Origin of the sequence: Devosia nitrariae (genome assembly GCF_030160115.1) — a bacterium.
In the GTDB taxonomy this organism is placed as follows: Bacteria; Pseudomonadota; Alphaproteobacteria; order Rhizobiales; family Devosiaceae; genus Devosia; species Devosia nitrariae.
In genome coordinates this window covers 378631-400612 of record NZ_BSNS01000002.1, presented here as the reverse complement: position 1 = coordinate 400612, position 21982 = coordinate 378631, and the positions used below count along the sequence as shown (strand labels likewise).

The following is a 21982-nucleotide window of genomic DNA, read 5'->3' as shown; positions in this document are numbered from 1 at the left end:
CGGCGCGATGCTAGGCGGACCTGGCTAATCGAAGGTTAGGAAAATCCGGACGTTTGCTGCCAGCTGTGAAGGTGGTGAACGCTTTGTTAACGGCGCGCTCTATCGCGTCAGGTCTTCGATGAGCCGTGACGACGCGATGGTGTTGCTGGTGTAACCCGGCGCGTCGCCGAGCATGACCGTTGGCTGGCAGACCGGCGCGCAGACAACCGTGGTTCGCTCCAGCCCCTGATAGACGGTCATAATCCCGGCCTGCAGCTGCACCACGTCTATGAGGGTGTCGGCGATCGGTTCGCCGGCCGCGTCCATGACGATAAGGTTGGTCTGCCCGTAATTCTTGCCTGTCAGGATCAGTGTCGTCGGGTCCTGAATGGTGACGTCCGCGATACCCGGATTGCCGATGATGACCGTCGCCGCTGGAGCTGACAGCCGCAGGATCCGCGCCATGTTGGCGTTAACCGAGATCGGCGCCGCGTCCTCCTGGGCTATGACACCCGAGGAGGCGAGCGGCGTCAGCACCAAGATTGGGAGGAGAAACAGGGCAACGACTCTTGATGGCATCTGGGGACTCGAGACTCTGCGACGGATCATCAGCCAGTTTCCGCGAGAATGGTGAACAATTGGCAAATGACGAGACCGCCAGTTCCGCGTTAGCACCTGCGCATGCTTTCATTGGCCGCGGAGATAATGAGTGAGAGGTTCAAATAATATTTATCTAAAAATGTACTGTATTATGAAGAATAGGGCGCGAGGGCGTTGGGGTGGTCAGCTTTGCGTAAAATGCCACCGTCTTCGTTAACTGTTTGATTTCCATGCGCAAACCGCCGAACTAATTCCGGGAACGGCTCAAGTCGATTAACGTAATTTCAAGACGTCCCCACTAGCGTCGCCACCAGTTCGATGGAGTGACGTGTCGAACCCATGACGTCACCTGTGACGTGAGCAAGGAGCTTTGGAGACTATGAAGACCATTTTTGCCCGCTTCGCGAAGGACGAGTCCGGCGCGACCGCAATCGAATACGGCCTGATCGCCGCCCTAATGGCCGTTATCGTCATCGCCGCGATTTCCCTTCTGGGCCCGGGCCTGTCGACTACTTTCGAGAACATCGCAGGTACGCTGACCGATCCTACGTCCGCGCTTGAGAGCGGCGAAGAAACCACGCCGTAAGTTCGGCCCGCTGCTGAATCAATGAAAGAAAAGGAGCCACGGCTCCTTTTCTGATCTGTAACTGGTCGAAGAGTTTGGAAGGTGTTCGATGGCAACGCGGCTCCGACATTTTCTGAGTGAAGACACAGGTGCGACTGCAATTGAATACGGACTTCTGGCGGCATTGCTTGCCATTATGGTGGTCGCTTCGATCGCATTGCTCGGTGAGCCGGTCGGGGGGCTCTTCTCTAGTGTTGCTACCGAATTCGATACCGCGAACGAGAAGTTCTAGCAGTCGCCTGGCTGACGAGTGCGTTTCGGGATGATTTACCGGTTTGGCCTATAGTCGGAATTGACCGGAACCAGACAGTGTTCACCGAACCGCAATGTCCACCATAGCCCTTTTCTTCTTCCCGCTCGCCATGGCCGTCGCTGCATCGACGGACCTCTTGACTATGCGCATCTCCAACAAGCTGGTGCTGCTACTGGTGGCCGGCTTCCTGGTGCTGGCGCTCGCCGTCAACCTGCCGCTCCAGCAGTTCGCCATGCACGTGGCCTGCGCCGTAGTCGTGCTCATAGCGGCTTTCGCGCTCTTTGCACTCGGCTGGATCGGCGGGGGTGATGCCAAGCTCGCCGCCGCCACGACGCTCTGGCTCGGTTTCGGGCTGACGCTGCCCTATCTCGTCTATGCCGCGCTTGCCGGCGGTGTGCTGACGCTCGTTATCCTGATGCTGCGCCGTCTGCCCTTGACCCCGTTCATTGCCCGCCACGCTTGGCTCGAACGCTTGCACAATTCCAAGTCGGGCATCCCTTATGGCATTGCACTGGCCGCTGCCGGCCTGATGACCTATTCCAATACCGCCATCTTCGAACGCCTCTCGGGGTTTTGATCGGCGCGTGGACGCTCGATGCGTCCAGGAGGCCTGTGCCGCCAGCTGAACCGGTTCGCATTCTGCAAGACCTTCACCGCTCCTTAACCGACTTTCACAAGTGCCGGTTAACCAAACTTTGACCGTTTGAAGGCATAGTCCGACGGTGGTAGCGGGCGTTTTGCGTCTGGCTGCGGCCCGTTAATGCCGGCGGGCCTGGGGGTTCAACCGGAGTAATGTCGATGAAACCGGCGCGGATCGTTCTGTTGTTGGTGGCCTTGGTAGCTGGGTTGCTGGCTGCGTTCCTGGTCATGCGCGGCGGCGACAGTCCGGCTCCACGGACCGTCGTCACCGAGGTGGTGCGCGAGGAAGCCCGGACCCAGGTGCTGGTCGCCAAGGCTGCCATCGGCATGGGCGAGCGCCTCACGGCGCAAACCGTCGAATGGCTCGACTGGCCCGAAGGCGCCGTGCGGTCTGAATACGTCACGAAAGCCGCCATGCCCGATGCGCCGGCCGAGCTCACCGGAGCAGTGGCGAGGTTCGAGTTCTTCCCCGGCGAGCCGATCCGCGAACAGAAGCTGGTGCGCACCGATCAGGGCTATCTTTCGGCGGTGCTTGCTCCGGGCATGCGTGGAGTCTCGGTGCCCGTGGACGCCGAGTCGAGCGCCGGCGGCTTCGTGGTGCCCAACGACCGGGTCGACGTGCTGCTGACACGCTCGACAGACGCCGGGCGTATTTCCGAGGTCGTCCTTGCCAACGTACGCGTGCTGGCCATCGGCAAGCGCCTCGGCGAGGTCGGCGCCTCAGGCGGTGCGGCTGAGACCGAGGGGAACCAGGGTCCGCAGGCGCAAGTGTTCGAAAAGAGCAATATAGCGACCCTCGAGCTCACCCCGAGGCAGGCCGAAACCCTGATCAATGCCGACTCGTTGGGCGATCTCTCGCTCGCCCTCCGCTCCATCGCCGATTTTCGCGAGGATCCGGTCATCGCGCAGCGCCAGACGGCCAACCAGGCCGTGCGGGTTATCCGCTTCGGCCGGGAAACCAGCGTCATGTCCGGTCAATCCTCCAGCGATGTGGTGGCGCAGGCGGCGCCCGTTGCACCCGTTGTCCCGCCGTTCGCCGACGAGGCATATCCCCCTGTTCCCTTCGTGGAGGCGCCGCCCGCCCCGCCCCCGCAATTACCTGAGATCCAGGTTCAGTAAGGTGCCGGAAACCATGCTGTTCAAGACTGCCAATGCCCTCGCCCCCGCCAGCCGCCGCCACCGTGGTCTGGCAGGCCTGCTGCTGGCGGGTCTCCTTCTGGCGGCGCTGCCGGCACCGGCGAGCGCGCAACAGACGCATTTGGCGGTCGCCGGCTACGGCACCTCAAAGACCTTTGAGCTCGAGCTCAACAAATCGATCATCGTCGATCTGCCGGCGGACGTCGCTGAGGTGATCGTCTCGCAGCCGCAGGTGGCGGGCACCGTGATGCGGTCCACCCGCCGTGCCGTTGTCCAAGGCACCGGCCCGGGCGACACCAACATCTTCTTTCTCGATGCGGCGGGCCGCACCATTTCGGTGCTCGACATCAAGGTGACCAAGGAACCGTCGCAGGTCGGCAGCGCGCTCGAAGCGGCACTCGCCCGCATCCTGCCCGGCTCGGCCATTCAGGTCGAGTCGGTAACGCTTAACGATTCGGTCAACCGGGTGGTGCTCTCGGGCACGGTCCTCTCGGGCGACGATGTCGAGCGCGCCGGCCAGGTCGCCGTGCAGTTCGCCGGCGGACCCGAGAATGTCGCCAACCTTGTGACCATTAATGGCTCACAGCAGGTTATGCTCAAGGTCACCGTCGCCGAGGTTTCCCGCGAGGCCGTCAAGCAGTTCGGCATCAACCTTTCCGCCACCATCGGCGCCGGCGGGCTGACAACCGGCATCATCAGCAACCAGCCGCTCGGCGGAGCCACCAACGTCGTCGCCAACTCCAGTATCGGCGTCGGCCTCAATGTTGGGAACGTCGCGCTGGAAGCATCCTTGCGCGCCCTCGAGCGCCAGGGCGGGCTGCGCACCCTCGCCGAACCGAACCTCACCGCCATTTCTGGCCAGCCGGCCGAATTCCTTGCTGGCGGTGAGTTTCCGGTGCCGACGAATGTCGATGATGATGGCAACGTCACCTATACGTTCAAGGAATTCGGCGTGAAGCTCGCCTTCACTCCCACGGTGAAATCCAACGGCAAGATCGTTCTGGCGGTCGATACGTCGGTCTCCGAACCGAGCTCGGAAGGAGCGTTCTCCGCCGGCACAATCACCATCCCCGGCACCCGCGAACGCATGGCCAAGACCACCGTCGAGCTCCATTCCGGCATGACCCTCGCCATTGCCGGCCTGATGGAGGACGAGGTGCGCCAGCAGATCAACCAGTTGCCCGGGCTTGGCAACATCCCGATCCTCGGCGCGCTGTTCCGCTCGCGCGATTTCATCCATTCCCAGACCGAGCTCCTCATTCTGGTCACCCCCTATCTGGTCGAGCCGTCGCCCTACATTCCGACGCCGGTCGAGGGCGTTGCCATCGCCAGCGATGCCGAGGCGATCTTCCTCGGCCACATGGAGAAAACCTATGGGGTCGGCGGTGGTGACGGCATGCGCGGCAGCTTCTCGGGCTCCGTCGGGTTCGTGCTGGATTGATGCGAAGGAGTTGGTCAGATGAGTTTCCTCAACCCCGAGCCCGAGAAGACCGAAGAGCCGGCAGCCGAGATCGCCCAGGGCGCGCGACTGATGCCGCGCATCACCATCCAGGCCTTCTGCGAGCAGTCCCAGACGGCCCAGCTCATCGAAAGCGCCATCCACGACCGGCGCATGTCGAAGGTCGCGCTCACCACCCATAATGGCGGTATCGAGGGCGCAGTCGAGACTTATAAGTCCAACCCTACGCCCAACCTGATCATGGTTGAGACGACGTTGCCTCCCGACGAGATCGGCTCTGCGCTCGAGCGCCTGGCCGAGGTGTGCGATGCGTCGACCCGTCTCATCGTTCTCGGCCACGTCAACGACGTAGTCCTCTATCGCGATCTCATCCGCTCGGGCGTCTCGGAATACATTGTCCTCCCCGACACCGCCCAGTCGATCGTCAACGCCATCAGCGAGATCTTTGCTTCCGAGAACGCCAAGCCGATCGGACGCACCATCGGGTTCGTCGCGGCCAAGGGCGGGGCGGGATCCTCGACCTTCGCCCACAACGTCGCCTGGTCGATCTCGCAAAGCATGCGGCAGGACTGCCTGGTGCTCGACCTCGATCTTGCTTTCGGTACCGCCGGGCTCAACTTCAATCAGGATCCCCCACACGGCCTTGCCGACGCCGTTCTCGCCAGCCAGAAGGTCGACCAGGTAATGCTCGACCGCCTGATGAGCAAGGCTGCCAATCACATCAACCTCCTGACCGCTCCGGTCACGCTCGATCGCACCTACGACTTCGAGGAGCGCGAGTTCGAGCAGATCGTCGAGATGTGCCAATCCTCGACACCTGTGGTGGTCCTTGACATCCCCCATGCCTGGACCGCCTGGATACGCCACACCATCGCGACCGTAGATGAGATCGTCATCGTCGCCGAGCCTGATCTTGCCAGTCTACGCAACGCCAAGAACCTTGCCGACACCATCAAGGCGCTGCGTCCGACCGAGGCCGATCCGCTGCTTGTCATCAACAAGCTCGGCATGCCGCGGCGGCCGGAGATTTCGCCCAGCGAGTTCGCCACATCGATAGAATGCAAGCTCGTTGGCCAGGTCCCGTTCGATGCCGCGCTTTTCGGGACGGCCGCCAACAATGGGCAAATGATCGCCGAGATCGCTGCGACCAACAAGATCAACGAGGTGTTCCGCACCATCGGCCTCAGCGTCACCGGGCGTCAGGAAACTTCGGCGACAGCACGCGGGACCGGCCGAATGCGACTGCCTGCCTTCCTCAAGAAGCGGGCTTGAGTAGACCATGTTTGGTAAGCGCACGAGTTTTGGTGGCAACACGCCGGCAGCGCCCGAGCCACGCAAATCCGCGCCTGCCGCGCCGCGCCCGGAGCGGACCGAGAGCTATAAAGCGCCAGAGTCGCCGGTCAACCGAGGCCGTTCCGACGAAGTCGTCGACGTACGCTCTCCGGCCGATGCCCAGCGCGACAAGGATTATTTCCAGACCAAGTCGGCTATCTTCAATGCGCTCATAGATTCCATCGACCTCTCCCAGCTCGCCACCATGGACCAGATGGCTGCCCGCGAGGAAATCCGCGACATCGTCGCCGAGATCATCGCGCTGAAGTCGATCGTCATGTCGATCTCCGAGCAGGAGGACCTGCTCGAGGATATCTGCAACGACGTCCTCGGCTATGGTCCGCTCGAGCCGCTGCTCGCGCGCGATGACATTGCCGACATCATGGTGAACGGGTCGCAGAAGTGCTACATTGAGGTCGGCGGCAAGGTGAAGCTGACCAATGTGCGCTTTCGCGACGACGCGCACCTGATGAACGTCTGCCAGCGCATCGTTTCCCAGGTCGGTCGCCGGGTCGATGAGTCCTCTCCCATCTGCGACGCGCGCCTGCCCGACGGCTCGCGCGTCAACGTCATCGCGCCACCGCTCTCCATCGATGGCGCGACCCTCACCATCCGCAAGTTCAAGAAGGACAAGCTGACGCTTGGCCAGCTCGTCAAATACGGGTCGATCTCGCCCGAGGGCGCCGAGGTGCTGCGCATCCTCGGGCGCGTGCGCGCCAACGTCCTCATCTCGGGCGGCACCGGCTCAGGCAAGACCACGTTGCTCAACTGTTTGACCGCCTTTATCGAGAAGGACGAGCGGGTCATTACCTGCGAGGATTCGGCGGAACTGCAGCTCCAGCAGCCGCATGTGGTGCGCCTCGAAACCCGTCCGCCCAACCTTGAAGGCGAGGGCGAGATCACCATGCGTGACCTCGTCAGGAACTGCCTGCGCATGCGTCCCGAGCGCATAATCGTCGGCGAAGTGCGCGGCCCGGAAGCCTTCGACCTCCTGCAGGCCATGAACACCGGCCACGACGGCTCAATGGGTACCCTCCACGCAAACTCGCCGCGCGAGGCGCTCTCGCGCCTTGAATCGATGATCACCATGGGCGGCTATTCGCTGCCCTCCCGCACCATCCGAGAGATGATCGTCTCGTCCATCGACGTGATCGTCCAGGCGGCGCGCCTGCGCGACGGCTCCCGCCGCATCACGCACATCTCTGAAGTGCTGGGCATGGAAGGCGAAGTGATCGTTACCCAGGACGTCTTCATGTACGACATCCTCGGCGAAGACGGCAGCGGCAATCTCCTCGGCCGCCACCGCTCGACCGGCATCACCAAGCCGCAGTTCACCGAACGCGCCCGCTACTTCAACGAAGAAGCCAATCTCGTCGAGGCGCTGGAGAAATCCAACACGGAGCAGCGCGAGCTGCTCGATAGCTGAGGCGGGGACGCACGATGAACACCCTGCTTCTTGCCTTCCTCGTGATCCTGACGGTTGGCGCTGCCGGTTTCGCGCTGGTGCCCTCGCTTCTGGGCGATAATCGCGCCGCCAAGCGCCGCAAGGCGTTCCAGGGCGACATTCAGGCGCGGCGGCGTGACAATGCGGTGGCGCGCACGCGCGACGAGCGCCGCAAGTCCGTCCAGGAGGTGTTGAAGGCCCAGAGCGAGGAGCAGAAGCGGCGGCGCCGGCTCTCGCTCGCCGACCGCATCTACCAGGCGGGCATGAACATCAAGCCGCGCGCCTTCATCCGCAACAGCATCATCTTCGGCGTGGTCCTCTTCGTGCTGCTGGTGCTCGTGCAGGTGCCGTTGTACTTTGCCGCCGTCTTTGGCATTGCTGGCGGCTATCTCCTGCCCAGGCTCTACCTCGCGCGGCGGCGTCGGCGCTACCAGGACAAGTTCCTCGACGAGTTGCCCAATGCGGTCGAGGCGATCGTGCGCGGCGTCAAGACCGGCCTGCCGCTCAACGACACCATCCGGTTGGTGGCCAAGGAGGTCAAGGAGCCCGTCCGCTCCGAATTCCAGCGGATTCTCGACCAGCAGGCCTTTGGCCTTTCAACGACCGAAGCCGTGCAGGTGCTCCTCGAGCGCGTACCCCTGCCGGAGGTCAACTTTTTCGTCGTGGTCATTTCCGTCCAGCAACAGGCAGGCGGCAACCTCTCCGAGGCGCTCGGCAACCTTGCCCGGGTGCTGCGTAACCGCAAGAAGATGAAGCTGAAGATCAAGGCCATGTCGTCCGAGGCCAAGGCCTCCGCCGGCATCATCGGTTCGCTGCCTTTCGTCGTTGCCGGTCTCGTGACGGTGGTCTCGCCGCGCTATCTCGAACCGCTGTGGTCGACGCTCATCGGCAATGTCTGGCTGGGTGTCGCCGGCGTGATGCTCGCCATCGGCATCTTCGTGATGAACCGCATGATCCAGTTCGACTTCTAGGAGACGGTGGTGGATTTCATCGAGCGCTTCGCCAACCGGGACTTCCTCATCGCCCTCCTCGCGGCGATCTCGGCGGCCGCCGTGGTCTTCACCTTCGGCTCAAGCCTCATCGGGCGGTCCGAGATGAAGACCCGCATCCGCCGGGTCGCCCTCGAGCGCGAGAAGCTGCGTGCGCAGGAGATGTCCCGACTGCGCGGCGCCGAGCAGGAGCGCGGCAGCATCCGCCGGGGTGCCGAGACCAAGGACTATATGCGCAACATCGTTGAACGGTTCTCTCTGCGCAAAGCCTTCCAGGACGAGAACACCGTCGACAAGCTTGCCACTGCCGGCTATCGCGGCCAGGGACACCTGACCACCTATCTCTTCATGCGCTTTGCTGCGCCCTTCGGCGTCCTGACCATCGCCGCGGTCTACCTCCTGTTCGTGCTGCCCGGCGACCGGCCGCTCTACCTCAACCTCGCCTACGCGATCGGCGCGGGCATCGTCGGTTCGTACCTGCCGCCGCTGATGCTTAAGAACCGCACGCAGAAGCGCCAGCAATCCATCCGCCGCGCCTGGCCCGACTGCCTCGATCTGATGCTCCTGTGCGTCGAATCGGGCATGTCGATCGAACATGCGTTCAAGCGTGTCGCCAAGGAGATCGGCGATCAGAGCCCGGAGCTTGCCGAGGAGATCACGCTCACGACTGCCGAGCTCTCTTTCCTCGACGACCGCTCCCGCGGCTTCGAAAATTTGGGCAAGCGGACCGGCCTCGACGGCGTGCGCTCGGTGATGACAGCCCTCATCCAGGCCGACAAATATGGGACGTCCGTCGGCCAAGCCCTGCGCGTCATGGCCGAGGAGGGTCGCGAGGCGCGTATGATGGCAGCCGAAACGAAGGCGGCTGCCTTGCCCCCCAAGCTGACCGTGCCGCTGATCCTCTTCTTCCTGCCCGTGCTCTTCATCGTCATCATGGCGCCGGCCATGATCACGGTATTCTCCGGATCGGTTACGGGCTGAGGGCGGCCCAGTGCAAGTGTGCCCCGCCGTCCAATCTTGAAAGTGGCGACAGTCCGCTATTGCCCGCCAGCTATCCGGTCCCAACGGTTCTGCTGGGTCAGCAGGGCGCGCACATAGGCCATATTGGCCTCGACCTCCTGGGGCGGCAGCTCGGCCGCATAGATCGTGCGGGCTTCGTCGAACCGCCCCTGCAAGCCCACGACCAGCGCCAGGTTCTGTCGGATGCGGCTCGTCGCGCCGGGCATGGCGACGGCCTGCCGCAGATAATGCTCGGCGGACATCAGCTCGTTGGTCATGGCGTAGGAGAGGCCCATATTGGCCAGAAGCGAAGGCTGGCCCGGCGCGATAACCATCGCCTGCTGGTAAAACTGTCGGGCCTCGGCGTTACGTCCAAGTTGGTCGAGCGCCGCGCCTTTGACGGAAAGCGCGTTCCAGTCCGGCGCCTCGGGGCGGATGGCGCCGTCAACGACATTGAGCGCCTGGTCGAACCGGCCATCGGCGGTCAGTGCCTTGGCATAGGCGACGCGCATCTCGACGTCGGCGGGGTGCTCGCGTACCCCTGTCTCCAGCACGGCGACAGCCTGGGCGGTCTGGTTCTGCGCGCGCAGCGCCGCGGCATAATGGATGGCGATGTCGCGATTGCCGGGATCGGCCTTGTAGCGCTGGGTGAGCTCGGCCAGCGCCGCCAGGGCTTCCCCACGCGGCATGCCGGAATAGTCGGGCGAGGGCAGGCTTGCGCGGTTGGTCGTCGCGCAGGCCGAGAGCGCCAGTGCCGCAACGCCCACAATCAATAGCTTCCGCAAACTCTTGTGGCTACGCTCCAACACGCTGGCCCACCGTCTTTCCAGAATCTGGGCAGCCGTTGGCTTCCCGACACTTTGCAATAAATCATTAACTTTAACAGCCGGTTAAAACGCCGCCTGTGGCTGGTTGCTCGCTGGCCTTGTCGCCGCTACAGGTGTTTGCCGCTTTGACGAAAGGACCTTCCATGTCTCAGCCTGCCGTTGTGCCCGTGACCTGCGTCGAGGAGGGGGCTCTCGCATCTGCCGGGGTCACCGGCGCAGAGGCCTCCTGGGCGCAGGCCAATGGATTTTCAGGTCAGCGTGGTCGTCTCCTGCCTCTGCCTGGCGACAACGGTGCCATCGCCGGGTATCTCTTTGGTCTCGGCGAGGCGGCGGACCGCCCTGCAATGGTCACCGGCCTTGCCGCCGCGGCTCTGCCCGAAGGGCGCTACCGGCTCGACGGCGCCTACGGCGACCCAACCCACGCGGCGCTGGGCTTCGCGCTCGGCGCCTATCGCTTCACCCGCTACCGCAAAGGCACACCGGCGCCCGAACTCGACCTGCCGGACGATGCCGACGCCGGCGAGGTATCGCGTCTGCGCGAGGCGGCGTTCATCGCCCGCGACCTCATCAACACGCCCGCCAACGATCTCGGTCCTGACGCGCTGGAAAGGGAAGTCCGCGCCCTCGCCACCCGCCACGGCATGGAGGTCAGGGTCTCGGCGGGCGAGGATCTCTTGACGGCCAATCTCCCCATGATCCATGCCGTCGGCCACGCCGCGCGCGAAGCGCCGCGGCTCGTCGATATGAGCTGGGGCAGGGCCGACGATCCGAAGGTCACGCTCGTCGGCAAGGGCGTCACCTTCGACACTGGCGGGCTCGATATCAAAGGGGCCGCCGGAATGCTATTGATGAAGAAGGACATGGGCGGAGCGGCCAACGTCCTCGGGCTTGCCCACGCCATCATGGACGCCGGGCTCCGAGTGCGCCTGCGTGTTCTTGTCCCGGTCGTCGAGAACGCCATCTCCGCCACCGCCTTCCGGCCGGGTGATGTGCTGACCTCGCGCAAGGGCCTGTCGGTGGAGATCGGCAACACCGACGCCGAAGGTCGCTTGATCCTCGCCGATGCCCTGGCGCTCGCCGATGAGGAGAGCCCCGAGCTTCTCCTCGATATGGCGACGCTGACCGGTGCCGCCCGCGTGGCGCTCGGACCCGATCTGCCACCGCTCTATTCGAGCGACGAGACGCTCGCGCGCGACCTCGTTGCTGCTGGCACGGCCGCCGACGACCCGCTCTGGCACATGCCCCTCTGGGCTCCCTACGCCAGCATGCTCTCGTCCCAGATCGCCGACATCAATAATGCCGCGACCGGTGGCTTTGCCGGCTCGGTCACTGCCGCGCTCTTTCTCAATCGCTTCGTCGCCAATGCCGGAGCCTGGGCTCATCTCGACATCTTCGGCTGGGCACCGGAAGCCCGCCCAGCCCGGCCGGTCGGTGGTACGGACCAGGGGATCCGTGCCGTTTACGGGGTGCTGAAGAAGCGCTACGGCTGAGCCACACGGTAGCGGCCTTCGCTCGAGGAAGCGTATAGATTAGGATTGTTGACTCTGACAACGAGATAGTTGAAGTTGTCAACTATTCGGTTCTCCGGAGCTTCCCATGTCAGATCAGACCGACGACATCGCCGCTGTCCGGCGGTTCAATCGCTTCTACACCCGCATCATCGGCCTCCTCGAGGAAGGCATGCATCGCACCCGCTTCACCTTGAGCGAAGCGCGTATGATCCATGAGATTGGCAAACGCGGTGCGACATCGGGCAGTGAACTGGCGAGCGAGTTGGGAATGGATCCGGGTCAAGTCAGCCGGCTCTTGTGGCGCCTGGTGGACCAGGACCAGGTCTACATCACTCCGGGCGATGACGACCGCCGGCGCAGCAGGGTGTCCCTGACCGCAGATGGCGACAAGACCTGCGCCCGCCTCAACATCATGAGCGATGAAGCGGCCGCGGGACTCCTCGAGCCGCTCGACCGCAGCGGCCGCCGCCGGCTTGTGCAGGCAATGAAGCTCGTGATGCGGCTCCTCTCGGGTTCCCCCGAAAAGGGGCCGCTTGCATTTAGGCCACACCGCATCGGCGAACTCGGCTGGCTCACCTACCGTCAGGCGCTCCTCTACAACCAGGAATACGGCTGGAACAGCGAGTTCGAAACGTTGATCGCCCGCATCTATGCCGACTATGAAGACGCGCCCGCCACTCCGCCCAAGGCCCTGTGGCTCGCTGATTTCGATGGCGAGGTTGCCGGATCCGTATTCGTCGTCCCTGCCGCCGGCGAGGAGAAGACTGCCCAGCTGCGCATGCTCTACGTCGAGCCGACTTTCCGTGGCAAGGGCATCGGCGGCATGCTCGTCGACCACGCCGTTAAATTTGCCCGCAATGCCGGATACAGGCGCATGATCCTGTGGACCCAGGATTGCCTCGTCTCGGCCCGCAAGATCTACCAGGCTGCCGGCTTCACCCTTGCGCGCGACGAGAGGCACCAGTCGTTCGGTGCCGACCTCAACGGTCAGTATTGGGTGCTGGATCTAGAGAATTAATACCCGCGCGCCCGGTCGACGACGTTGATGAGCGGCTTGCCCGCCTCGTGGTCCTTGATAATCCTCGAGAAATAGACGACCCCCGTCTTTTCGCTCGAGATCGCGGCGATATGCGGAGTGACGTAGCAATTCTCGATGTCCCAAAGGGGACTCTCGGCCGGCAGCGGCTCGACCTCGAAGACATCGAGACTCGCCGCCCCAAGCGTCCCATCCTCGAGCGCTCGCACGATGTCGGCCTCCTTCTGGTGGCCGCCGCGCGCAGCGTTGACGATAACCGGCCCACCTTCGAGCTTGCCGCGGCGGAGCCTCGAGAAGGTCTCGTAGTTGAGGATGCCCGCCGTCTCCGGTGTCAACGGCAGCAGGTTGACCAGGATATCGGTGCCGGCAAGGAAAGCCTCGAACTCATCGGCCCCGGCAAAGCAGGTCACGCCCTCCATGGCCTTGGGCGACCGGCTCCACCCGTGCACGCTGAACCCCAGCGCGAGAAGGCGCCGCGCCGCGTCCTCGCCCAATACGCCGAACCCCATGATCCCGACCGTCGTCTCGCTCGCCGCCGGCGGATAGAGCTGGCTCCAGCGCCTCGCTTTCTGGTCGGCGCGGAAGCGCGTGTAGAGCCGGTGGTGCATGGTCACCTGTGCCACCACATAGTCGCTCATGCGCTGGCTGAGGTCTTCGTCGACGAACCGGACGATGGGCACGTCGGGCAGCGCCGGGTTGCGCAGGAGCGCGTCGACGCCCGCGCCCAACGACAGGATCGCCTTCAGGTTGACCAGACCATCGAATGCATCCGGCTTCGGCTTCCACACGAAAATATAGGCGATGTCAGCCGGATCGAACGCATCGCCGCGCCTGACCACCGGATAAGGTGCCAGGGCCGCGCGCATCCGCTCCGCCCAACTGGCCTCATCGACATCGGATAGGTGGAGCAGCAGCATGGGGATCCTCGAAATGAACTGGGCCGCATGCTGCATGCGGCCCGTCGACTGTTCGACTAGCGTTATACGACCGGCCTAATTGGATTGCGGCGCGGTTTCGTCCGGCGCTGTGCCTTCGCCCTCGGTCGGCGTTGCCGCCTCTCCGCCGGCGGCCGGATTGTCGCCGGTCGGCGTGCCTTCGACATCCGTCTCGGTCTGCGTTTCGGTCGGCGGCTCGGTCACATCCTCGGTGGCAGGCGCTTCGGCCGGCTCCACCACGTCTTCACCTTCCGGCACCGCGGCATCCGCACCTTCCGGGGCTGCACCTTCGGACGCGGCCTCGGGTTCGGGGAACGGAACGGGCTCGGCCGACAGGGTCTGCAGATAGGCCAGGATATCTGCGCGTTCCTCGGGGCTGGAGACCGAGAGCGTCATCTTGGTGCCCGGCGCGAAAGTCGTCGGACCTGCGAGCCACTCGTCGAGGTTCTCATAGGTCCAGGTCTCGCCCGCTGCGTTCCGCTCCTGGAGCGCGGCGGAATAGGAATAGCCCTCATGTCCACCGATCGGGTGGCCGACCGTGTTCCACAGCACCGGACCGGTCTTGTGACCTTCGCTCTCGCCGAAATTGTGGCAAGACTGGCACTTGCGCACGGCCGTCGCGCCGCGCTCGGAGCTCGCCGCCGCCAGGCGCACCGCGATGGGTTCGACCGTCGGGCCGGCGGGCGCCTCAGCCGTTTCGGTGCCTTCGGGCTCGGGAAGATTATAACCCGGACCGCGGTCCTCGATCGGGTGGTAGATGGCTTCGGCAAGGAAGCCCACGCCCATGACGAACAGCAGTGTGCCGAGCACTGCGCCGATGATCTTGTTTAGCTCGAACGAATCCATTTGGTCTTCCTGCCAGCCTGCCCCTGCGCTTGATAGGCCCCGTTAACATCCCGGCGATACTGGGGATTCTGCCTCAACCAGGGTCCCGACGCGCGCGCAAGATAGTTGCAAGGCTTTCAGCACGCAACATCCCAGTCTGCGGGTGCGACAATTCCCCCGGCGCCTTCTCGCCCGCATTGACTCAATGCCTACTGAGGGTCATTAGAGCCGCAAACGCCAGGAGGTCGCAAGCACATGGCCAGACGCATCGCCTTTCAGGGGGAACCGGGAGCCTTCAGCCACGCGGCCGCCGAAAATGTCTTTGCCGGCGAGGAGTTCCTGCCCTGCGTCACCTTCGAGGAGACGATCGGCGCGGTGCAGTCCGGTAAGGCCGAATTCGCCGTGGTGCCAGTCGAAAACTCGCTTTATGGCCGCATCACCGACATCCACCACCTCTTGCCCGAAAGCGGACTTTTCATCGTCGGTGAAACGTACCTCCGGGTCGAGATGAACCTTTTGGGCGTGCCCGGCGCAAAGCTTGCCGACATCAAGACCGTTCAGTCGCTTTCGGTGGCGCTGGGCCAATGCCGCAAGTTCATCGCAGAGCACAGGTTGAAGACGATCAGCGCTGTCGATACGGCGGGCTCCGCCCGCGAAATCGCGGCCAAGGGCGACAGGTCGGTCGCCGCCATTGCTTCGCGTCTTGCCGGGCGTATCTATCGACTCGAACTCCTGGCCGAGAACATCGAAGATGCCGCACACAACACCACGCGCTTCCTCGTCTTGTCGCGCGACAAGACGCAGGCCGAACGCAACGGCAAGAAGGTCAAGACCACCTTTGTCTTTCGCGTGCGCAACGTGCCGGCCGCCCTTTACAAGGGCATGGGTGGCTTTGCCACCAACGGCATCAACATGACCAAGCTCGAAAGCTACATGGTCGACGGCTCCTTCACCGCCACGCAGTTCTACGCCGACATCGAGGGCCACCCCGACGATATCGGCGTCCAGCACGCCTTCGAGGAACTGGGGTTCTTCACCGACCACTTCAAAGTGCTGGGGGTGTACTACGCCGCCGAGCCGCGGTGAATCGTGCAGCGAGATTCGATTGGCCCCGCCCCCCTTGCCATCGCCACATTCCTTGGCCATATAGGTCGCGGGAGGTTGGCGCGGACGTGTTCCTCGCCAACCGGGTCAGGTCCGGAAGGAAGCAGCCCCAACGAGACCTTCACGGGTCGTTGCCAGCCTCCTACTCTCTCGCGTTTTCTGCACAGGTGGATAGCGCTTTGCGGTTCGAAAACCGCACGATGGTGCCTATAGTGCCCACATGGCCAACAGGCAGATTCTCCAACACCAGCGTAGTAGAGGGGCAGGATGGCTGACGCTGTGACCTCGCCCTATCTGGTCCTGGCGCGTAAATACCGTCCGGTGAGCTTTTCAACGCTCATCGGTCAGGACGCCATGGTCCAGACACTCTCCAACGCGTTCAAACAGAACCGCATCCACCACGCCTTCATCCTTACTGGCGTTCGCGGCGTCGGCAAGACGACGACCGCCCGTATTCTTGCGCGCGCCTTCAATTATGAGGACGAGAACGGACGCCATCCGACCCTCGACCTCGAAAAAGAAGGCATCCATTGTCGGGCGATCATCGAAGGGCGGCACGTCGACGTCGTCGAGATGGACGCGGCTTCCAATACCGGCATCAACGACATCCGCGAGATCATCGATTCCGTTAAGTACGGCCCCGTCTCGGCGCCCTTCAAGGTCTACATCATCGACGAGGTGCACATGCTCTCGACGGCGGCCTTCAACGGGCTCCTGAAGACGCTCGAGGAGCCGCCGCCCTATGTGAAGTTCATCTTCGCCACCACCGAGATCAGGAAGGTTCCCGTCACCATCCTTTCGCGCTGCCAGCGCTTCGACCTGCGGCGCGTGACCCCCGAGGTGATGACGGCTCATCTCGTCGATCTCCTCGCCAGGGAAAACATCGAGTACGAGCCCGAGGCGCTCGCCATGATCGTGCGGGCCGGAGAAGGGTCGGTGCGCGACAACCAGTCGCTGCTCGATCAGGCCATCGCTCATGGTGATGGCCGCGTCACCGCGCAGACGGTCAAGAGCATGCTCGGTCTCGGTGATCGCGCCAGAACCATCGACCTCTTCGAAAGCCTGATGGCCGGCCGTGTTGGCGAGGCGCTGGAAACCATGCGCGGCCTCTACGATGCCGGCGCCGATCCGCAGACGATCGTTGCCGACCTCGCCGACTTCACCCACCTCGTCACTCGCATCAAGGTCGTACCGGCTGCTGCCGACGACGTTTCCTTGACCCCCGACGAACGCACGCGCGGCGCCGACCTTGCCGGACGGCTGCCCATGCGCGCTCTGAGCCGCACCTGGCAGATCCTGTTCAAGGGCTTTGACGAGGTGGCGCGCGCCGGCAATGCACTGCAAGCGGCCGAAATGGTGCTGGTGCGTCTCGCCTATGCCGCCGACCTGCCGAGCCCCGCCGAGGTGATTGCCCGGCTTTCCAACCAGCCGGCGCCTGCTGCCGCTGCGCAACCCATGCCCGTTGGCCGTCCCAATGGCGGGGGCGGCGGACCGCAGGCTCTGCGCATCGAAGCACCGGGACCGGCTCCCGCCGCGGAGGTGGAAGCGGCCGCGCGACCGGTGCCGCAGCCGGCGCTCGCCAACCCGCATAGCTATGCAGAACTCATCGCTCTTGCCGTCGCCAAGCGCGATCTTCTGGTCAGGCACGCGCTCGAAGCCGACATGCGGCCGGTCTCGTTCAGCCCGGGCCGCATCGAAGTTGCGCTGCGCGAAGGCGCCGATCCCGGCATCATCTCGACCCTTTCCGCCCGGCTGCAGACCTGGACTGGCGCGCGCTGGCTGGTGATGGTGTCGAGCAAGGCGGCCACCGGGCCGACCTTGCGAGAGTTGGCCGACCAGAAGCGGGAAGCAGCGCGCGACGCGGCCGCCGACGACGAGTTGGTCAAGGCGATCCTCGAAACTTTTCCAGGCGCCAAGCTGGTCAACGTGAAGGTGCGCGATGACGATCCGTTGGCCGGCATCCCGGCCGACCTGCCGCCAGACCCCGAAGAGGACGACATATGAAAGACCTGATGGGCATGATGAAGGCTGCGAGCGAGATGAAGGGCAAGATGGATGCCCTTCAAGCCGAGCTCGCCGAAATGACCGTTGAAGGCCGCTCCGGGGGCGGGCTCGTCACTGTTGCGCTTTCCGGCAAGGGTGAGATGAAGGGCGTCAAGATCGACCCGTCGCTTTTTAGGGAAGACGACGTCGAGGTGCTCGAGGATCTCATCGTTGCGGCCTTCAATGACGCCAAGGCCAAGGCGGAGGCCACCATGCAGGAAAAGATGGGCGAACTCACCTCGGGCCTGCCGCTGCCGCCGGGCATGAAGTTCCCGTTCTAGAGCTTTCTCCGTTCGAGATCAGAGCGGTTCCCACTTTTCGCATCCCGCTCTAGAGGCGCCACGCGGCAGTCATGTCCAACAGCGGACCCGAGATCGAGCAGTTGATCCAGCTCCTGGCGCGCCTGCCGGGTCTGGGACCGCGTTCGGCCCGTCGTGCCGTCCTGCACCTCATCAAGAAGAAGGATCAATTGATGATCCCGCTTTCGGCGGCCCTCGACCGCGCCGTCGCGGCAGTGGTCATTTGCGAGGTCTGCGGCAATGTCGATACTCGCTCACCGTGCGGCATCTGTTCCGACCCACGCCGTGCCGAATCCGGTCTCCTGATCGTTGTCGAGGACGTCGCCGATCTTTGGGCGCTGGAGCGGGCAGGTGTCGGCGCCGTGCGCTACCACGTGTTGGGCGGCGTTCTTTCGCCGCTCGATGGCGTGGGGCCCGAGGATCTGTCGCTCGATGCGCTCGTGTCCCGCGCTCCGCAGTTCTCAGAAGTCGTGCTGGCCGTCAACGCCACGGTCGAAGGCCAGACCACGGCGCACTATATCACCGATCGCCTCGCCGGCACCGGCGTTAAAGTCAGCCGCCTCGCCCACGGCGTGCCGGTCGGTGGCGAGCTCGACTACCTCGACGAAGGTACGCTGAGCCAGGCGCTGAAGGCGCGGACCGCGCTCTAATCATTTTGAAGAGTCGATTCTCTAAGAACGGGAGACGTTCTGGAGCGCGACGCGGTCTGATGGAATCAAATCGCGCGCTCTAAGCTTCTGTCGCGAGATTCTTCGCGAAAAACCGGTTTCCACTTTTTCGCATCCCGCTCTAGCGGCGCAGGTGCCCGTTGCCTCTCTCACGGCCACCGGCCGCCAGCCGCTCTTTGCGCGATACACTTTCGTCCTCGGCCGTCGTATCGAGCCCGTCGCCTTCGATTGCCATCCTCCCGTCCTCGTCATCGGGCGAAAGCGTGTCGAGATGGTCGGCAGGATCGACCTCGTACGCGACTTCCAGCGCCGCGAAATCGGCAGTCTCGTCGGCCTCTTGCTCATCGGCGGATAACATGTCGATGGCCCGGTTCAACTCGCGTAGCAACCCCCGCGCATCTCCTCCCCGCACGCCCGCCGAGGCCTGTACCAGTGCCTCCTCGCGCATCTCGCGCAGCCGGTCGATCCGCTCGTCGATCGGGCGTTCGTCGTTGTAGAGCAGATCCTCGATTTCGCTCTGGCTGATCGGCAGGGCGATCCCTGGCGGGTCGTCGTCGATATCGCTCACCTGCGGCAGCAGAGTGCCGTGTCGAGGGTTCGGCTGGCTCATGGCGTATCTCCTCGTCGCCCATGCCTCCCGCGTCGCGCCGAGCCGTTGTCCGCGAGCCGGGCTGGTATCGCCATCATCCACCCGAGAGCCGCCAGCCGCAAGGGGCAGATAGGATGTTGTGAATATCCCGCATTGTAAGCATCCCTCTCACACGACCTTAACGCACCGTGCCGACTAATGGTGTTTTCGCTGGGCCGAGAGCAGTTTGTGCACTGCCTCCAAGGCGCCGGTTCATTTCACTTAAGGTATTCGGGGACGCGCGTGTACGCGACTATCCATACATTGCTGTTCGAGCACGATCTGCGCCTTGTCGTGCTCGCCGGTGTCATCTGCGCCCTGGCCGCATTCGCCGGCATCAGCATCCTCCATCATGCCCGCCGAAATTCCCGCAAGGCCCGCTATGTCTGGTTGGCCGTGGCGGCGGTCGCCGTGGGTTTCGGCGTCTGGTCCACCCATTTCATCGCTATGCTCGCCTACCGGACCGACATGGCGGTCGGATACGATCTGCTTGTCACGGCTTCGTCGCTGATCATCGCCATAGGCATCGTGGGGGGAGGCCTCTGGATCGCGGCGATTGGCGAACACAGGTCCGATCTCGCGCTTGGCGGCGCCGTCGCCGGCCTCGGCATTTCAGCCATGCACTATACCGGCATGGCCGCGCTCATCGTCGGCGGCCGCATCGGCTGGGATCCCGCGCTTCTCGCCGCATCGATCATCCTCGGGATGGTGCTGGGTTCGGCAGCGTTCACGCTCTCGGCTTGGCGGCCCGGCCAGGCCTGGCGGACGGGCGCGGCCGGCGTGATGACCCTCGCCATTGTCACGATGCATTTTACCGCCATGGGGGCGGCCAATCTCGACAATTGCTATCCCATAGTCACCGAGGGCGATGCGACACCCGCCAATCTATCCCTGGCCGTGGGCATTGCCGGCATCCTCATCGTTGGCCTCGCCCTCGGCGGTCTGATGCTGGATCTGCACGAACGTCGTCGGGCCGCCCGCGAAACCGACCGTATGCGCGTTTTGGCCGACGCTGCCGTCGAAGGCCTCATCATCACCGACGACAGGCGTGTGGTCACGGCCAATGCCAGCTTCCTGCGCATGATCGGTGCCGCGGATGTCGACATAGCTGGATGTCCTCTCGATGAACTCTTTGCTCGCACGGCGCTGGCCGAGCTCCTGGCGCGCCCCGACATGCGCATCGAAACGGAACTCGCCGACGCCCGAGGCCGCAGAATACCCATCGAGGCGATCCTGCGGCCGGTGGAATTCGCGGGCGAATTGCGTAGCGCTATTGCCATCCGCGATCTCAGTGCCCGCAAGAAAGACGAGCAGCAAATCCGCTTCCTTGCCCATCACGATCCGCTGACGGGTCTTGCTAACCGCGCCACGTTCAACCGCCAGTTGCTGAGGGAAGTTGCAAATGCCCGGCGGCTGGGGCAGAGGTTCGCCGTCATCTGCCTCGATCTCGACCGGTTCAAAGAGGTCAACGACCTGTTCGGCCATGCGGCGGGCGATACTATGCTGAAAGTCGTCGGCGAGTGTCTTGCAGGCGTTTTGGAGGAGGGCCAGACCTGCGCACGCCTTGGCGGTGACGAATTCGCCATCATTATTCCCGACATCGACGGCTTGGCCAGAGCGGGCAGGATCGCCGAGGCCATATTGGAAGCATTCCGCGCTCACAATGCTCGCTCGCACTCGGGCGCCCCCCTCTCGGCCAGCATCGGCGTTGCCCTCTTTCCCGACAATGCCGACACCGCCGACATGCTGGTCGCCAACGCCGATACCGCGCTCTATCGCGCCAAGCGGGACGGTCGCGGCGTCTACCGGTTCTTCGAAGTGCAGATGGGTGTAGCCGTGCGCGAAAAGCGCCTGCTGGAGAACGACCTGCGCAATGCCTTGGCGCGCGGCGAATTCTCGCTCGTCTACCAGCCGCAGGTCAACGTGCAGTCGGGCGAGGTCACCGGTTTCGAGGCCTTGGTACGCTGGACACATCCGACGCGCGGACAAATCGCCCCATCCACCTTCATTCCCGTTGCCGAGGAGTGCGGCCTGATCCTGAACATTGGGGACTGGGTCACGCGCCAGGCGTGCGCCGAGGCGGCCGGCTGGGCCAACACGGTTACGATCGCTGTCAACGTTTCACCCGTGCAGCTGCATGCGCCGGGATTTGTGGCCAGGTTGCGCGCTGTTTTGCAGGAAACCCGGCTCGACCCAAGGCGGCTGGAGATCGAGATCACCGAGACCGCCCTCATCCGCGACCTGACCCGCACCATCGCCACGCTCGATGAGGTCAAGGCTCTGGGCGTGCGGATCGCCATGGACGATTTCGGCACGGGCTACTCCTCGCTCGCCAACCTGCGCGCCTTCGCCTTCGACAGGATAAAGATGGATCAGTCGTTCATTCGTTCGGTCGATCGCTCCGACCAGTCGGCTGCAATCGTGCGCGCCGTCCTCGGTCTTGGCAGTGGTTTGAAGCTGCCCGTCGTCGCCGAGGGTGTCGAGCGCGAGGAGGAGCTTGAATTCCTGCGCCATGAAGCCTGCGCCGAGATCCAGGGGTATCTGTTCAGCCGCCCCGGCCCGATCGGCGACTTCGCCGCTGTCACCAGCGGGCGCAGCCGCTCGCTGGCCGACCCCCTGCCGGTCATGCGCCTTGTGGCAAGCTAGAGCG

At 63.9% G+C, this 21982-nt stretch carries 21 protein-coding genes and 1 other RNA gene; 17 read left to right on the top strand and 5 right to left on the bottom strand.

The window, feature by feature from the left end:
• Positions 1-99: 99 nt before the first annotated feature.
• Positions 100-588, bottom strand: a complete 489-nt coding sequence (locus tag QQK18_RS02595; protein WP_284338710.1) for a pilus assembly protein N-terminal domain-containing protein — start codon at positions 586-588, stop codon at positions 100-102.
• Positions 589-958: 370 nt separating this feature from the next.
• Here QQK18_RS02595 and QQK18_RS02590 point away from each other — a divergent pair, with 370 nt between their 5' ends.
• The 9 genes from QQK18_RS02590 (at position 959) to QQK18_RS02550 (ending at position 9438) form a co-directional block, all read left to right on the top strand.
• Complete coding sequence (locus QQK18_RS02590) at positions 959-1165, top strand: Flp family type IVb pilin (protein ID WP_284338709.1); 207 nt, start codon at positions 959-961, stop codon at positions 1163-1165.
• Positions 1166-1253: 88 nt separating this feature from the next.
• The gene (locus QQK18_RS02585) at positions 1254-1436 is read left to right on the top strand and encodes a Flp family type IVb pilin (protein ID WP_284338708.1); all 183 of its coding nucleotides are present in this window, start codon (positions 1254-1256) and stop codon (positions 1434-1436) included.
• Positions 1437-1530: 94 nt separating this feature from the next.
• Positions 1531-2034, top strand: a complete 504-nt coding sequence (locus QQK18_RS02580; protein WP_284338707.1) for an A24 family peptidase — start codon at positions 1531-1533, stop codon at positions 2032-2034.
• A gap of 221 nt (positions 2035-2255) precedes the next feature.
• A complete protein-coding gene (gene cpaB / locus QQK18_RS02575; protein WP_284338706.1) occupies positions 2256-3215 on the top strand; it encodes a Flp pilus assembly protein CpaB in 960 nt (319 codons plus the stop codon).
• 13 nt (positions 3216-3228) lie between these two features.
• Positions 3229-4674 (top strand): type II and III secretion system protein family protein, encoded by a 1446-nt coding sequence (locus QQK18_RS02570; protein WP_284338705.1) that lies wholly within the window; start codon positions 3229-3231, stop codon positions 4672-4674.
• Positions 4675-4692: 18 nt separating this feature from the next.
• Positions 4693-5964: a CpaE/TadZ family protein gene (locus QQK18_RS02565; protein WP_284338704.1), complete on the top strand. Its 1272-nt coding sequence runs from the start codon at positions 4693-4695 to the stop codon at positions 5962-5964.
• Between the two features lie 7 nt (positions 5965-5971).
• Entirely contained in the window at positions 5972-7450 is a 1479-nt protein-coding gene (locus QQK18_RS02560) for a TadA family conjugal transfer-associated ATPase (RefSeq protein WP_284338703.1), read from the top strand.
• Positions 7451-7464: 14 nt separating this feature from the next.
• A complete protein-coding gene (locus tag QQK18_RS02555; protein ID WP_284338702.1) occupies positions 7465-8439 on the top strand; it encodes a type II secretion system F family protein in 975 nt (324 codons plus the stop codon).
• A gap of 6 nt (positions 8440-8445) precedes the next feature.
• On the top strand, positions 8446-9438 hold the full coding sequence (locus QQK18_RS02550; RefSeq protein ID WP_284338701.1) for a type II secretion system F family protein: 993 nt from the start codon (positions 8446-8448) through the stop codon (positions 9436-9438).
• Between the two features lie 56 nt (positions 9439-9494).
• Here the strand turns inward: QQK18_RS02550 and QQK18_RS02545 are convergent, their stop codons facing one another.
• Positions 9495-10223 (bottom strand): tetratricopeptide repeat protein, encoded by a 729-nt coding sequence (locus QQK18_RS02545; RefSeq protein ID WP_284338700.1) that lies wholly within the window; start codon positions 10221-10223, stop codon positions 9495-9497.
• A gap of 203 nt (positions 10224-10426) precedes the next feature.
• On the opposite strand from QQK18_RS02545, the gene QQK18_RS02540 reads away from it, so the two are divergent.
• The gene (locus QQK18_RS02540) at positions 10427-11773 is read left to right on the top strand and encodes a leucyl aminopeptidase family protein (protein WP_284338699.1); all 1347 of its coding nucleotides are present in this window, start codon (positions 10427-10429) and stop codon (positions 11771-11773) included.
• Positions 11774-11879: 106 nt separating this feature from the next.
• Entirely contained in the window at positions 11880-12812 is a 933-nt protein-coding gene (locus QQK18_RS02535) for a bifunctional helix-turn-helix transcriptional regulator/GNAT family N-acetyltransferase (protein WP_284338698.1), read from the top strand.
• On the opposite strand, the gene QQK18_RS02530 is transcribed toward QQK18_RS02535, so the two are convergent.
• Both QQK18_RS02530 and QQK18_RS02525 read right to left on the bottom strand, forming a co-directional pair.
• Positions 12809-13747 carry a 2-hydroxyacid dehydrogenase gene (locus tag QQK18_RS02530; protein WP_284338697.1) on the bottom strand — a complete coding sequence of 313 codons (939 nt, stop codon included), beginning with the start codon at positions 13745-13747 and terminating at the stop codon, positions 12809-12811. The genes QQK18_RS02535 and QQK18_RS02530 overlap by 4 nt on opposite strands.
• Before the next feature lie 75 nt (positions 13748-13822).
• Positions 13823-14611 carry a c-type cytochrome gene (locus QQK18_RS02525; RefSeq protein ID WP_284338696.1) on the bottom strand — a complete coding sequence of 263 codons (789 nt, stop codon included), beginning with the start codon at positions 14609-14611 and terminating at the stop codon, positions 13823-13825.
• A gap of 234 nt (positions 14612-14845) precedes the next feature.
• Here QQK18_RS02525 and QQK18_RS02520 point away from each other — a divergent pair, with 234 nt between their 5' ends.
• From QQK18_RS02520 to recR, 5 genes are all read left to right on the top strand, one after another.
• Positions 14846-15676 (top strand): prephenate dehydratase, encoded by an 831-nt coding sequence (locus QQK18_RS02520; protein ID WP_284338695.1) that lies wholly within the window; start codon positions 14846-14848, stop codon positions 15674-15676.
• Between the two features lie 69 nt (positions 15677-15745).
• Positions 15746-15841: signal recognition particle sRNA small type (ffs, locus tag QQK18_RS02515), an RNA gene on the top strand.
• A gap of 120 nt (positions 15842-15961) precedes the next feature.
• Positions 15962-17698 (top strand): DNA polymerase III subunit gamma/tau, encoded by a 1737-nt coding sequence (locus tag QQK18_RS02510; RefSeq protein ID WP_284338694.1) that lies wholly within the window; start codon positions 15962-15964, stop codon positions 17696-17698.
• Positions 17695-18018 carry a YbaB/EbfC family nucleoid-associated protein gene (locus tag QQK18_RS02505; protein WP_284338693.1) on the top strand — a complete coding sequence of 108 codons (324 nt, stop codon included), beginning with the start codon at positions 17695-17697 and terminating at the stop codon, positions 18016-18018. The genes QQK18_RS02510 and QQK18_RS02505 overlap by 4 nt, the downstream gene beginning before the upstream one ends.
• A 71-nt stretch (positions 18019-18089) precedes the next feature.
• A complete protein-coding gene (gene recR / locus QQK18_RS02500) occupies positions 18090-18686 on the top strand; it encodes a recombination mediator RecR (RefSeq protein WP_284338692.1) in 597 nt (198 codons plus the stop codon).
• A gap of 139 nt (positions 18687-18825) precedes the next feature.
• Here the strand turns inward: recR and QQK18_RS02495 are convergent, their stop codons facing one another.
• Positions 18826-19314 (bottom strand): hypothetical protein, encoded by a 489-nt coding sequence (locus QQK18_RS02495; protein WP_284338691.1) that lies wholly within the window; start codon positions 19312-19314, stop codon positions 18826-18828.
• Positions 19315-19575: 261 nt separating this feature from the next.
• On the opposite strand from QQK18_RS02495, the gene QQK18_RS02490 reads away from it, so the two are divergent.
• On the top strand, positions 19576-21978 hold the full coding sequence (locus QQK18_RS02490; protein WP_284338690.1) for an EAL domain-containing protein: 2403 nt from the start codon (positions 19576-19578) through the stop codon (positions 21976-21978).
• Positions 21979-21982: the final 4 nt, after the last annotated feature.

Bases quoted from the DNA above. Each gene is read 5' to 3' on its own strand.
- QQK18_RS02595 (WP_284338710.1), bottom strand. From the start codon at position 588: ATGATCCGTCGCAGAGTCTCGAGTCCCCAGATGCCATCAAGAGTCGTT.
- QQK18_RS02590 (WP_284338709.1), top strand. From the start codon at position 959: ATGAAGACCATTTTTGCCCGCTTCGCGAAGGACGAGTCCGGCGCGACC.
- QQK18_RS02585 (WP_284338708.1), top strand. From the start codon at position 1,254: ATGGCAACGCGGCTCCGACATTTTCTGAGTGAAGACACAGGTGCGACT.
- QQK18_RS02580 (WP_284338707.1), top strand. From the start codon at position 1,531: ATGTCCACCATAGCCCTTTTCTTCTTCCCGCTCGCCATGGCCGTCGCT.
- cpaB (WP_284338706.1), top strand. From the start codon at position 2,256: ATGAAACCGGCGCGGATCGTTCTGTTGTTGGTGGCCTTGGTAGCTGGG.
- QQK18_RS02570 (WP_284338705.1), top strand. From the start codon at position 3,229: ATGCTGTTCAAGACTGCCAATGCCCTCGCCCCCGCCAGCCGCCGCCAC.
- QQK18_RS02565 (WP_284338704.1), top strand. From the start codon at position 4,693: ATGAGTTTCCTCAACCCCGAGCCCGAGAAGACCGAAGAGCCGGCAGCC.
- QQK18_RS02560 (WP_284338703.1), top strand. From the start codon at position 5,972: ATGTTTGGTAAGCGCACGAGTTTTGGTGGCAACACGCCGGCAGCGCCC.
- QQK18_RS02555 (WP_284338702.1), top strand. From the start codon at position 7,465: ATGAACACCCTGCTTCTTGCCTTCCTCGTGATCCTGACGGTTGGCGCT.
- QQK18_RS02540 (WP_284338699.1), top strand. From the start codon at position 10,427: ATGTCTCAGCCTGCCGTTGTGCCCGTGACCTGCGTCGAGGAGGGGGCT.
- QQK18_RS02535 (WP_284338698.1), top strand. From the start codon at position 11,880: ATGTCAGATCAGACCGACGACATCGCCGCTGTCCGGCGGTTCAATCGC.
- QQK18_RS02530 (WP_284338697.1), bottom strand. From the start codon at position 13,747: ATGCTGCTGCTCCACCTATCCGATGTCGATGAGGCCAGTTGGGCGGAG.
- QQK18_RS02525 (WP_284338696.1), bottom strand. From the start codon at position 14,611: ATGGATTCGTTCGAGCTAAACAAGATCATCGGCGCAGTGCTCGGCACA.
- QQK18_RS02520 (WP_284338695.1), top strand. From the start codon at position 14,846: ATGGCCAGACGCATCGCCTTTCAGGGGGAACCGGGAGCCTTCAGCCAC.
- QQK18_RS02510 (WP_284338694.1), top strand. From the start codon at position 15,962: ATGGCTGACGCTGTGACCTCGCCCTATCTGGTCCTGGCGCGTAAATAC.
- QQK18_RS02505 (WP_284338693.1), top strand. From the start codon at position 17,695: ATGAAAGACCTGATGGGCATGATGAAGGCTGCGAGCGAGATGAAGGGC.
- recR (WP_284338692.1), top strand. From the start codon at position 18,090: ATGTCCAACAGCGGACCCGAGATCGAGCAGTTGATCCAGCTCCTGGCG.
- QQK18_RS02495 (WP_284338691.1), bottom strand. From the start codon at position 19,314: ATGAGCCAGCCGAACCCTCGACACGGCACTCTGCTGCCGCAGGTGAGC.